This is a genomic window from Pseudomonas sp. PP3 (assembly GCF_905336995.1).
GTDB lineage: Bacteria > Pseudomonadota > Gammaproteobacteria > Pseudomonadales > Pseudomonadaceae > Aquipseudomonas > Aquipseudomonas reinekei.
Window position 1 is genome coordinate 5,928,080 of record NZ_HG995459.1, and the last position, 13,078, is coordinate 5,941,157.

Here is a 13,078-nt window from a genome sequence, read left to right on the forward strand (position 1 = left end):
CCCTAGTCCTCCCGCGTCACACGCAGCAACTCGTCGAGGCTGGTCTGGCCGTCGATCACCCGCTGGCGACCATCCTGGAACAGGCTGCGCGACACCTTGCGAGCCTCGTCAGACAAAGACTGCTCACTGGCGCCCTGGTGAATCAACATCGACAAGGCGGGTGTGATGCTGATCAATTCATAGATCCCGATCCGCCCGCGATAGCCGTGCTGACACAGCTCACAGCCGACAGCCTTGAACAGCTGCATCGTCATCGCCGTGCCCAATCCCAGACGCTGGCAGGCCGTCGCATCAGCGTTGTACGGCACCTTGCAATGCGGGCACAACGTACGCAGCAAGCGCTGGGCCAGAACTCCGACCAGTGACGATGCCAACAGGTACGCATCCACGCCCATATCCACCAGGCGCGTCACTGCACCGACCGCGCTGTTGGTGTGCAACGTCGACAGCACCAGGTGGCCGGTCAGCGAAGCCTGCACGGCAATTTCCGCCGTCTCGCGGTCGCGGATTTCACCGACCATCACCACGTCCGGGTCCTGGCGCAGGATCGCCCGCAAGCCCCGGGCGAAGGTCATGTCGACTTTCGGATTGACCGGCATCTGTCCGACGCCGGGCAGGTGGTACTCAATGGGGTCTTCAACCGTCAGGATGTTGCGTGTCTGATCGTTGAGGCTGCTCAACGCGGCGTACAGGCTGGTGGTTTTTCCCGATCCGGTCGGCCCGGTCACCAGCAAAATGCCGTGGGGTTTGCCCAGCAGTTGCTGGAGGGCCAGGAGGATGTCATCCGGCATCCCCAGACGGGGCAACTCCAGGCGCCCGGCCTGTTTGTCGAGCAGGCGCAACACCACCCGTTCACCGTGGGCCGAAGGCAACGTCGAGACCCGCACATCCACTTCATGCCCGGCCAGTCGCAGCGCCATGCGGCCATCCTGCGGCACACGTTTTTCAGCGATATCCAGCCGCGCCATGACCTTGATCCGCGACACCAGCAGCGTCGCCAGCTCACGCCGTGGCCGAAGCATTTCGCGCAATTGCCCGTCGATGCGCATCCGCACCGAGAGGTATTGCTCGAAGGTTTCCAGGTGCACATCCGAAGCCTGCTCACGCACCGCTTCACTGAGCAGCGCGTTGATCAGGCGGATGATCGGCGCATCGCCCTGCTGCTCCAACAGGTCGGCGGTTTGCGGCACCTGATCCACCAGGCTCAGCAGGTCCAGCTCTTCGTCCAGCCCTTGAGCGACTTGCTCGGCAGCGCTCTGGCCTTCGCGGTAGGCCGTCGCCAGTCGCATCGCAAACTCATCTGGCGACAACAGCTGCAATGGCAAGTCCCGACCACAGAGCCGACGCACTTCGGCCAGGGCCGTCAGCGGTGTATCGCCACGCAGCACAAGACTCGGCTCGCCCTGCTCGCACGCCAGCAGCACGCCGAAACGCCGGGCGAAACCGAAGGGCAGTGGCTGACAAAAATCCCTCGTGCGGGTCATGGCGCAGGCGGCGCCGACTGGCGCAGGTCGAACACCGGCGCCGCGGAAACCGGTTCAAACAACTGCCGCGCATCGGCCGGCAGCAGCAACGAGTTATTGTCCCGCGTTCCGGACTGGCTCAAGTCCCGCAGCGCGTTGTAACGCCGCTGGCTGACATCAGAGAGATCTTCCTTGCTGCGCACGATGGTCGGCCGCAAGAACACCATCAGATTGCTTTTGGTTTGAGTGTCCCGGGTCCAGCGAAACAACGCGCCCAGGTAAGGAATATCGCGCAACAGCGGCACCCCGCTTTGTTGCGTGCGCACGCTGTCGCGGATCAAACCGCCAATGACGATGATTTCGCCGTCGTCCGCCAGAATGGTGCTCTTGAGTGCGCGCTTGTTGGTGATCAAATCCGAGGAATCGACGCCCGAGACCGACGGTGCGATGTCCGAGACTTCCTGCTCGACTTCCAGGCGCAACGTCGAGCCTTCGTTGATGTACGGTTTGATCTTCAGGCTGATGCCGACGTCCTTGCGCTCCACCGTGGTGAACGGATTATCCGCACCGCTGCTGTTGGTCGCGTAGGAGCCGGTTTTGAATGGCACGTTCTGGCCGACGATGATTTCCGCTTCCTGATTGTCCAGGGTCAACAGGCTCGGGGTGGACAACAGGTTGCTATGGGTATTGCTGGCCAACGCCGAAATCAACGCGCCGAAACGGTCACTGCCCAGCCGCAGCAATGCGCCTTCCGGTGCGGATTTTTTCTCGTCGAACGTCAGCCCGCCCACGATAGGAATGTCGGTGCCGGGGAAGTTGATGAAGCCTTTTGCATCACCGGTATTCAGGCCCCACTGCACGCCGACGGCTTCGGCGATGTCGCCGGAGATCTCGACGATGGCAGCATGGATCAGCACCTGCGCCCGCGGTTGATCCAGTTGGCGCACGATGCTTTCGATGGTACGAACCTGTGCCGGCTCGGCGATCAATACCAGTGCATTCTGGCTTTCGTCGGCCTTGATCATGAACGTCGCGCCGGACGAAGTTTCCTTGCCCGCGCCAAGGGCAGGAGCCATTTTCCGGCCCTGACCCATGCTCTCCAGAATGTCCGCCAGTTGCCTGGCATCGCTGTGACGCAGGCGGATCACCCGGGCGTTGTCAGGGGTTTCGGTAGCCGGAATATCGAGACCGCGGGCCAACTCGGTCAACCGTTGGCGAACCGCCGGCGGGCCGATGAGAATCAGGCGATTGGTTCTCGTATCAGCCAACACCTGAATGGCGGTATCGGCATTTCGTTTGCCCAGCGACGATTCCATCACCGGCGCTACGTCGCCGGCCTGAGCGTGGCGCAGCTGAACCACCGCATGCCTGCTGCTCTGCCCGGAATCGAGTTGCCGCACCACTTGGGCGATTCGCTGCGCATTGGCGGCCGTGTCGGTAATCACCAGCGCATTGGCGGATACCGAGGGCCCGACATAACCATTGACCGACACCAGTGGCCTGACCAGCCCTGCAATGTCGTTGGCGCTGCTGGTGTTCAGCTCGATGACTTGAGTGACGAATTGCGAGGCCGTGGTGTTTTTTGCAGAACCGCTGCCGGCGCGGGTTTTGGCTTCGCTCACGGGGGTGATGAGGATCCGGTCGCCCTCATCGATGACCGTGAAGTGATGGGCATCGAGCACCGAGTAAAACAAGCGACGAACACCCTCACGATCGAGAGCTTGCCGAGACATGACCGTGATGCGCCCGGAGACTCGGGGATCGAGCACCACGGTAGTGCCAAGAATGCCGGAGATCTCTTCAACGATGTCGCGCAGTTCGGCGTTGTTCATCGCCAGTTGCCATTTTTCTTGCGCAGCAGACAGCGCACCGGCAAAGGTCGCGGTCGCCATAGCGGCAAGAAGCAGCGCGCAGCGCAAGGCCGGCGCGCCTGTGAAGCTGTTCATGATTTGATCACTCTGACGGCCCGGAGAGCGGGCGTAAAAAACGCGCAGAAGCAACGGGGTTATGAAGCTCGGCTGGCGATTCGAATGGACGCAGAAATGGCGCTGCAGGTGATTGCAGGGTCAAGCGTTCTTCCCGGCCGTTGTTCCACAACACCACTTGATCGACCTCCACGCGGCGCAGGACACTGCCACCCGGCAAACGCTCGCCAACCTGATACAGGCGCGAGCCTTGAGCATCGACCAGCAACGCGCTGGACAAGCCGCTGCCAACTACGAAACAGGCTTGCAACGCCAGTGGCTCGGTACTTGCGCGAAGTGTGGTGTCAGGGGACAAACCAAACACTGTGGCCACCGCGGTCGCATCCAGCGGCACGTGAGCAGGCTCCGTGGTGACCTTGGTCATCGCGGGTAACGCTTGGGCGAATTGTTCGCGAAAAATCCACTCCTGCCACACCACTAACACGCCACAACCCAGCGGCAGAATCAGCAGGCCAACGATCGGGCGCGAAGTGAAACGGGTCATCACCTTCAGTGAAAACTTCACGACAGGTTCACTCGATGTTAAACGGTAAGGCCCTGCCTTCAGGCGACCCTGGTCAGGTCGCCTGAAGTGCTGCGGGAGGGTTTAGAGCTTGTTCCACGCCATGTGCCAATGCGCACCGACACCAGGCTCATAGCCGTTGGCGGTCGGGGTGTATTGCTTGCAATAGCCCGACTCCGGGAACGGCTTGCACTCGAAGACTTCGTTGGTCTTCGGTTGCAGCACTTTGGTACCGGCGGTGTAGCCGCTGATGCCTTCCGGGAATACGAAGTCGTAGTCGGCACCAGCACCTTCACCGGTCAGCTTCGTGGTCTGGGTATCCTGGCGAGTGGTCCGGCCGTCGAGGGTCGTGCCAACCAGGGTCAGGGTATGTGCGCCAGGATTGCTGCGAACATCCATCGCCAGCCAGGTCGCGCCGCTGTCCACTTGGGCAGAGGTAACGCCAACCGGCTTGTTGTTCGCGTCGAACAAGGTCGCTTCGACGTTCATTTTGCGATTGGAAATGATGCTGAAATCGACCTTGGCCAGGCCTTTGTCCAAGACATACTCAGGTTGTTGCGAGGCAACCGAGAGGCGAGCCGCGGCATCTTCCTGCATGTTCAGTTGAACTTCGTAGCGGGTCACGCCGCTTTCTTTCTGGGCGTAAACGCTGTTGTTGCCTTTGACCGGCTCGATGTTGCCGCTTTCATCACGCACGCCTGCGCGAACCAGTTTGTGCGCATTGTTGATGGCTTCCGCCAACTTGAACGACCAGTTGTTTGGCAGGCCTTCATCGGCCGAGTTGATGGCGATCTCGACGCTGTATTGAGGGTTCTCGCCATTGGCGGAGAACGCACGGGCCTTGACCTTGTCCCCCACCATCAATGGGGTCGAAGGCGAAATGCTGCCTACGGAAGTCCAGCCACCCGGAAGCTCGGGTTCCGCCAGGATGTTCACGTCCGCAGCGTTATAAAACGCGGCGTCAGTGTCACCGACGGTCCAGATGGCCAGGATGACGTGATGACCGGATTTGTCCGCGGGGATGGTGCAGTTGTGCTTGTCGCTGTTCGACGGCTTCTGATTGCCACCGTCGACGGTGCAGAACGGCGTGCTTTCGAACGTGGCACGCTTGAGTGCTTCGTTTGGATTCCAGCCATTACGGGTAATGAAGTATTCGTGCTTGGTGGCTGGATGAACAGCCGTGTAGCCCCACTGGAAATCGATCGTGCGGTCCTTGATTTCCGTCAGGTGCCAACGGGTGGCGGACTGTGCGTCCATGGCGGAGAACAGCGAGTGACCACCGCTTGCAATCTTGCCGTCGACCGGCCCCTGCAAGGGCGCGCCACCAACACCGGCGGGAAAGCCCTTGAAGGTTTCGCCGACACTTTGTGGTTCGTATTGCGCGCCGCCACAGTGGGTATTCAGGCCTTTCTGACAGGCCAGGGCACGGGACGGCGGCACTTCCAGAAAGCCATGGGCGGAAGCACCTTGAGAGGCCAACATTGCCGATAACAGGATCATCGAAGAAGTGCAGGCGGAAAACGCACTTCCTTTGTACGAAGTATTTTTCATCAAATGAGGTCCAGACTACTTATCGAAATTTAACGCGCGCATTGCTGGCGCTGATGTTTGCGATATTGCTCAGCCGTGGGGCTGAGCAAGGGTCCGAACCTTACTTGGATGAATGCGTTTTCTATGTAGGAAACATCCCTGCTGACAGCAGGAACCGTCTCTAAGGCTCGTTCTCCGACATTGGACGAAAGAATTCTTACAAACAGTGAGCTCAGCTAAACAAGGAAAGCTGCGCATAAAAAAGCCTGTCGGGCACCAGGCCGGACAGGCTTTCGATCACGTCAAAGACAGTTATTCGTGATACTGCGCCGACAGTTCATGCACCGCGCGCAAGAAAGCACCGGCATGTTCCGGATCGACTTCCGGCGTGATGCCATGACCCAGGTTGAACACGTGGCCACTGCCTTTGCCGTAGCTGGCCAGGATGCGTCCGACTTCGGTGCGAATCGCTTCCGGCTTGGCGTAGAGCACGGTCGGGTCCATGTTGCCTTGCAGGGCGACTTTGTCACCGACACGGGCACGGGCATTACCGATGTCGCAGGTCCAATCCAGGCCCAGTGCATCGGCGCCGGCATCGGCGATGCTTTCCAGCCACAGGCCGCCGTTCTTGGTGAACAGGATCACCGGCACCTTGCGGCCATCGTGCTCGCGGATCAGGCCGTTGACGATTTTCTTCATGTAGGCCAGGGAGAATTCCTGATACGCCGCCGCCGACAGGTTGCCGCCCCAGGTATCGAAGATTTGCACCGCTTGGGCACCGGCCATGATCTGGCCGTTGAGGTAGCTGGTGACCGACTGCGCGAGTTTATCCAGCAGCAGGTGCATGGCTTGCGGGTTGTCGTAGAGCATCGCCTTGGTCTTGCGGAAGTCTTTCGACGAGCCGCCTTCAACCATGTAAGTGGCGAGGGTCCATGGGCTGCCGGAGAAGCCGATCAGCGGCACACGGCCGTTCAGCTCGCGGCGGATAGTGCTGACGGCGTCCATCACGTAACCGAGGTCTTTGTGTGGATCAGGGATCGGCAGGGCTTCGATGTCAGCCAGGGTGCTGACGACTTTCTTGAAGCGCGGACCTTCGCCGGTTTCGAAGTACAGGCCCTGGCCCATCGCATCGGGGATGGTCAGGATGTCGGAAAAGAGGATCGCCGCGTCCAGTTGTGGATAGCGGTCAAGCGGTTGCATCGTGACTTCGCAAGCGAATTCCGGGTTCATGCACAAGCTCATGAAATCACCGGCCTGGGCACGGCTGGCGCGGTATTCAGGCAGGTAGCGTCCGGCCTGGCGCATCATCCACACGGGGGTGACATCTACAGGTTGCTTGAGCAGGGCGCGCAGGAAACGGTCGTTCTTCAGGGCAGTCATGTCGGCATCCGGAAAAAAAGTGCGGGCATTTTCTCAGAGCCGGAGGCAAAAGGCACGGCAAGCGCCGCACCTTTTGTCTATCGGGTCAATTTGTCGCGGCGAAATGCAGTATTTGCACACCCGGAAACAACTGTAGGAGCTGGCTTGCCAGCGATGCAGACACCTCGGTTTGTCAGGTAGACCGAGGTGATGCTATCGCCGGCAAGCCAGCTCCTACAGGTTTTGCATTTCAATCTGTTGGAACGGTGATCAGACGCCCAGGTAATCCAGGATCCCTTCGGCGGCATTGCGGCCTTCAAAGATCGCCGTCACCACCAGGTCAGAACCGCGAACCATGTCGCCACCGGCGAAGATTTTCGGGTTGCTGGTCTGGTGCTTGTATTGGCCTTGTTCCGGGGCCACGACGCGGCCCTGGCTGTCGGTCTGGATACTGAACTGTTCGAACCACGGCGCCGGGCTTGGACGGAAACCGAAAGCGATGACCACGGCGTCGGCCGGGATGATCTCTTCGGAACCCGGGATCGGCTCCGGGCTGCGACGGCCACGGGCATCCGGCTCGCCGAGACGGGTCTCGACCACCTTCACGCCTTCGACCTTGTCTTCGCCAACGATGGCGATCGGCTGGCGGTTGTAGAGGAATTTCACGCCTTCTTCCTTGGCGTTCTTCACCTCTTTGCGCGAACCCGGCATGTTGGCTTCGTCACGACGATACGCACAGGTCACCGACTTGGCGCCCTGGCGAATCGAAGTACGGTTGCAGTCCATCGCCGTGTCACCACCACCGAGAACCACGACCTTCTTGCCTTTCATGTCGACAAAATCTTCCGGCGACTTTTCAAAGCCCAGGTTGCGGTTGACGTTGGCGATCAGGAAGTCCAGCGCGTCGTAAACGCCCGGCAAGTCTTCACCGGCAAAACCGCCCTTCATGTAGGTGTAGGTGCCCATGCCCATGAATACGGCATCGTATTCTTCGAGCAATTGCTCCATGGTCACGTCCTTGCCCACCTCGGTGTTCAGGCGGAACTCGATGCCCATGCCGGTGAAGACTTCGCGGCGATTGCTCAGCACGGTCTTTTCCAGCTTGAACTCGGGGATGCCGAAGGTCAGCAGGCCACCGATTTCCGGGTTCTTGTCGAACACCACCGGGGTCACGCCACCACGTACCAGCACGTCAGCGCAGCCCAGGCCCGCAGGCCCGGCGCCGATGATCGCGACACGCTTGCCGGTCGGCTTGACCTTGGACATGTCCGGGCGCCAGCCCATGGCGAACGCGGTGTCGGTGATGTACTTCTCCACCGAACCGATGGTCACCGCGCCGAAGCCGTCGTTGAGGGTGCACGCACCCTCGCACAGACGATCCTGCGGGCACACCCGGCCGCAGACTTCCGGCAAGGTGTTGGTCTGGTGCGACAGCTCGGCAGCCGCGAGGATGTTGCCCTCGGCCACCAGTTTCAGCCAGTTGGGAATGAAGTTGTGCACCGGGCACTTCCATTCGCAATACGGGTTACCGCAACCCAGGCAGCGGTGGGCCTGGTCGGCCGACTGCTGGGGTTTGAAGGGTTCGTAGATTTCCACGAACTCTTTCTTGCGTTGACGCAACAGTTTCTTCTTCGGATCCTTGCGCCCGACCTCGATGAACTGGAAGTCATTATTCAGACGTTCAGCCATTTTAAAACCTCATCAAACTCTTCAGGCGCATATCACTGCGGGTTGGCACGGGTGCTGGAAAGCAACGATTTCAGGTTGGCAGCCTTAGGCTTGACCAGCCAGAAACGACGTACGTAATCATCGAGGTTCTCGGCGAGTTCACGACCCCACTCGCTGTCGGTTTCCTCGACGTACTCGTTCAGCACGCGTTGCAAATGGCTACGGTAGGCTTCCATCGCCTCACCGCTGATCCGCTGGATTTCCACCAGTTCATGGTTGACCCGGTCAACGAAGGTGTTGTCCTGGTCGAGCACGTAGGCGAAACCACCGGTCATGCCAGAGCCGAAGTTGTAACCGGTCTTGCCCAGGACGCAGACGAAACCACCGGTCATGTATTCGCAGCAATGATCGCCAGTGCCTTCCACAACGGTGTGGGCACCAGAGTTACGCACGGCGAAACGCTCGCCCGCGGTGCCGGCGGCGAACAGTTTGCCGCCGGTGGCGCCGTACAGGCAGGTGTTGCCGATGATGGCACTGTCCTGAGTCTTGTAGACGCTGCCCTTCGGCGGAACGATGACCAGCTTGCCGCCGGTCATGCCTTTGCCGACGTAGTCGTTGGCGTCGCCTTCCAGGTACATGTTCAGGCCGCCGGCGTTCCACACGCCGAAGCTCTGACCCGCCGTACCCTTGAAGCGGAAGGTGATTGGCGCGCTGGCCATGCCCTGATTGCCGTGCTTACGGGCGATTTCGCCGGAGATCCGCGCGCCGATCGAACGGTCGCAGTTGCAGATATCCAGTTCGAATTCAGCGCCGCTCAGGTCGTTGATCGCCGAGGTGGCCATGTCGACCATTTTCTCGGCCAGCAGGCCTTTGTCGAACGGCGGGTTGCGTTCCACGCCGCAGAACTGCGGTTTGTCCGCCGGCACGTGGTCGCTGCCCAGCAACGGCGTCAGGTCCAGGTGATGTTGCTTGGCGGTCTGCCCTTCGAGGACTTCCAGCAGATCGGTACGGCCGATCAGCTCTTCGAGGGAGCGCACGCCCAGCTTGGCCAGCCACTCACGGGTTTCTTCGGCGACGTAGGTGAAGAAATTCACCACCATGTCGACGGTACCGATGTAGTGATCCTTGCGCAGCTTCTCGTTCTGAGTCGCGACGCCGGTGGCGCAGTTGTTCAGGTGGCAGATACGCAGGTATTTGCAGCCCAGGGCGATCATTGGCGCGGTGCCGAAGCCGAAGCTTTCAGCGCCGAGAATGGCGGCCTTGATCACGTCGAGGCCGGTTTTCAGGCCGCCGTCGGTTTGTACCCGGACTTTGCCGCGCAGGTCGTTGCCACGCAGGGTCTGGTGGGTTTCGGCGAGGCCGAGTTCCCACGGCGCGCCCGCGTATTTGATCGATGTCAGTGGCGATGCACCGGTACCACCGTCGTAGCCGGAGATGGTGATCAGGTCCGCATAGGCCTTGGCCACACCGGCGGCAATGGTGCCGACGCCGGCTTCTGCTACCAGCTTCACCGAGACCAGCGCTTTCGGGTTAACTTGTTTCAGGTCGAAAATCAGCTGTGACAAGTCTTCGATCGAGTAGATGTCGTGGTGCGGCGGTGGCGAAATCAGGGTCACGCCCGGCACTGCGTAACGCAGCTTGGCGATCAGACCGTTGACCTTGCCGCCTGGCAGTTGACCGCCCTCGCCCGGCTTGGCGCCTTGGGCAACCTTGATCTGCAGCACTTCAGCGTTGACCAGGTATTCCGGGGTCACACCGAAACGGCCAGTCGCGACTTGTTTGATTTTCGAGCTCTTGATGGTGCCGTAGCGCGCCGGGTCTTCGCCGCCTTCACCGGAGTTGGAACGCGCACCCAGGCGGTTCATGGCTTCGGCCAGGGCTTCGTGCGCTTCCGGCGACAGAGCGCCCAGGGAGATGCCGGCGGAGTCGAAGCGCTTGAGCACCGATTCCAGCGGCTCGATCTCGCTGATGTCCAGCGGCGTGTCGAGGGTTTTGACTTTCAGCAGGTCGCGGATCATCGACACCGGGCGGTTATCCACCAGCGACGTGTATTCTTTGAACTTGCTGTAGTCGCCCTGCTGCACGGCGGCTTGCAGGGTGTTGACCACGTCCGGGTTGTACGCGTGATATTCGCCACCGTGGACGAACTTCAGCAAACCACCCTGCTGGATCGGCTTGCGCGGGCTCCAGGCTTCGGAGGCGAGCGCTTTCTGCTCGGCTTCGATGTCGACGAAACGCGCACCTTTGATACGGCTTGGCACACCACGGAAGCTCAGGTTGCAGACTTCCTCGGACAGGCCGATGGCTTCGAACAGCTGCGCACCACGGTACGAAGTGATGGTCGAGATACCCATCTTCGAGAGGATCTTGAGCAAGCCTTTGGTGATGCCTTTACGGTAGTTCTTGAACACCTCGTAGAGGTCGCCCAGCACTTCACCGGTACGGATCAGGTCGCCCAGCACTTCGTAAGCCAGGAACGGGTAAACGGCAGAGGCGCCGAAACCGATCAACACGGCGAAGTGGTGCGGATCGCGGGCGGTCGCGGTTTCCACGAGGATGTTGGAGTCGCAACGCAGGCCTTTTTCGGTCAGGCGGTGGTGCACCGCGCCGGTGGCCAGGGAAGCGTGGATCGGCAGCTTGCCCGGAGCGATATGACGGTCACTCAGCACGACCTGGGTACGACCGGCGCGCACGGCTTCTTCAGCCTGATCGGCCACGTTGCGGATCGCCGCTTCGAGGCCGACGCTCTCGTCGTAGTTGAGGTCGATGATCGCGCGCTCGAAGCCCGGACGATCGAGGTTCATCAGCGAACGCCACTTGGCCGGGGAAATGACCGGCGAGCTGAGGATCACGCGCGAAGCGTGTTCCGGCGACTCCTGGAAGATGTTGCGCTCGGCACCGAGGCAGATCTCCAGCGACATCACGATCGCTTCACGCAGCGGGTCGATCGGCGGGTTGGTCACCTGCGCGAACTGCTGGCGGAAATAGTCGTACGGCGTGCGCACACGCTGGGACAGCACGGCCATCGGCGTATCGTCGCCCATCGAGCCCACGGCTTCGTAGCCCTGTTCGCCCAGCGGACGCAGCACCTGGTCGCGTTCTTCGAACGTGACCTGGTACATCTTCATGTATTGCTTGAGCTGATCGACGTCGTAGAACGCCGAACCGTGGTCGTTGTCTTCCATGGTCGCCTGGATGCGCAGGGCGTTCTTGCGCAGCCATTGCTTGTACGGATGACGGGACTTCAGGCGGTTGTCGATCGCATCGGTGTCGAGGATCTGCCCTGTTTCGGTGTCCACGGCAAAGATCTGGCCCGGGCCAACGCGACCCTTGGCGAGCACGTCTTCAGGCTGGTAGTTCCAGACACCGATTTCGGACGCCAGGGTGATGAAGCCGTTCTTGGTGGTGACCCAACGCGCCGGACGCAGACCGTTACGGTCGAGCAGGCACACCGCGTAGCGACCGTCGGTCATTACCACGCCGGCCGGGCCGTCCCACGGTTCCATGTGCATCGAGTTGTATTCGTAGAACGCACGCAGATCCGGGTCCATGGTTTCGACGTTCTGCCACGCAGGCGGAATGATCATCCGTACGCCACGGAACAGGTCGATGCCACCGGTGACCATCAACTCGAGCATGTTGTCCATGCTCGAAGAGTCGGAGCCCACGCGGTTGACCAGCGGGCCGAGCTCTTCCAGGTCCATCAAGTCGTTGGTGAACTTGGTGCGACGGGCCACGGCCCAGTTGCGGTTGCCGGTAATGGTGTTGATCTCGCCGTTGTGCGCCAGGAAGCGGAACGGTTGAGCCAGCGGCCATTTCGGCAGGGTATTGGTGGAGAAGCGCTGGTGGAACACGCAAATCGAGGTTTGCAGGCGCTCATCGCTCAGGTCTGGATAGAAGGCGGTCAAATCCGCCGGCATCATCAGGCCTTTATAAATGATGGTCTTGTGCGAAAAGCTGCAGACGTAGTGGTCGGTGTCGGCGGCGTTGGCCACGGACGAGCGACGACGGGAAGTGAACAGCTTGACGGCCATGTCCTGATCGCTCAGGCCTTCACCGCCGATGAACACCTGCTCGATCTGCGGCAGGCGCTCAAGGGCCAGACGGCCGAGGACGCTGGTATCGATCGGCACTTTGCGCCAGCCGACGAGTTGCAGGCCGGCGGCCAGGATCTCGCGGTTCATGTTCTCGCGAGCGGCTTCGGCTTTGACCGGGTCCTGGTTGAAGAAGACCATGCCCACGGCATATTGCTTTGGCAGTTCGACGCCGAAGGTTTCCTGGGCGATGGCTCGCAGGAACACGTCCGGCTTTTGAATCAGCAGACCGCAACCGTCACCGGTCTTGCCGTCGGCATTAATCCCACCGCGGTGGGTCATGCAGGTCAGGGCCTCGATGGCCGTTTGCAAAAGGGTATGACTGGGCTCGCCCTGCATATGGGCTATCAGGCCGAAACCGCAGTTATCCTTGAATTCATCTGGTTGGTACAGACCTGCTTTCATAGACACTTTCTCACCAGGCTGCCTCTCATCGAGGCAAATTTCTTTTCAATTCAACCACTTACCATTCGCGCT

Annotated in this window: 7 protein-coding genes; all 7 read right to left on the minus strand. The window is 60.6% G+C overall.

Annotated features, from left to right (window positions below):
- Positions 1 to 2: 2 nt before the first annotated feature.
- The 7 genes from gspE to gltB all read right to left on the minus strand — a co-directional run bounded on the left by gspE (position 3) and on the right by gltB (position 13,006).
- Positions 3 to 1,484, minus strand: coding sequence for a type II secretion system ATPase GspE (gspE, locus tag KHO07_RS26850; protein ID WP_212625986.1), 1,482 nt, complete (start codon positions 1,482 to 1,484; stop codon positions 3 to 5).
- The gene (gene gspD, locus KHO07_RS26855; RefSeq protein ID WP_212625987.1) at positions 1,481 to 3,409 is read right to left on the minus strand and encodes a type II secretion system secretin GspD; all 1,929 of its coding nucleotides are present in this window, start codon (positions 3,407 to 3,409) and stop codon (positions 1,481 to 1,483) included. The genes gspE and gspD overlap by 4 nt, the downstream gene beginning before the upstream one ends.
- A gap of 7 nt (positions 3,410 to 3,416) precedes the next feature.
- Positions 3,417 to 3,953 carry a type II secretion system protein N gene (locus tag KHO07_RS26860; protein WP_244858253.1) on the minus strand — a complete coding sequence of 179 codons (537 nt, stop codon included), beginning with the start codon at positions 3,951 to 3,953 and terminating at the stop codon, positions 3,417 to 3,419.
- Positions 3,954 to 4,034: 81 nt separating this feature from the next.
- Positions 4,035 to 5,501 carry an N-acetylglucosamine-binding protein GbpA gene (gene gbpA / locus KHO07_RS26865; protein WP_150735561.1) on the minus strand — a complete coding sequence of 489 codons (1,467 nt, stop codon included), beginning with the start codon at positions 5,499 to 5,501 and terminating at the stop codon, positions 4,035 to 4,037.
- A 291-nt stretch (positions 5,502 to 5,792) separates the two neighbouring features.
- Positions 5,793 to 6,860, minus strand: a complete 1,068-nt coding sequence (gene hemE, locus KHO07_RS26870) for a uroporphyrinogen decarboxylase (protein ID WP_150735560.1) — start codon at positions 6,858 to 6,860, stop codon at positions 5,793 to 5,795.
- 249 nt (positions 6,861 to 7,109) lie between these two features.
- Positions 7,110 to 8,528, minus strand: coding sequence for an FAD-dependent oxidoreductase (locus KHO07_RS26875; protein ID WP_075947244.1), 1,419 nt, complete (start codon positions 8,526 to 8,528; stop codon positions 7,110 to 7,112).
- 32 nt (positions 8,529 to 8,560) lie between these two features.
- Entirely contained in the window at positions 8,561 to 13,006 is a 4,446-nt protein-coding gene (gene gltB / locus KHO07_RS26880; RefSeq protein WP_150735559.1) for a glutamate synthase large subunit, read from the minus strand.
- Positions 13,007 to 13,078 lie beyond the last annotated feature (72 nt).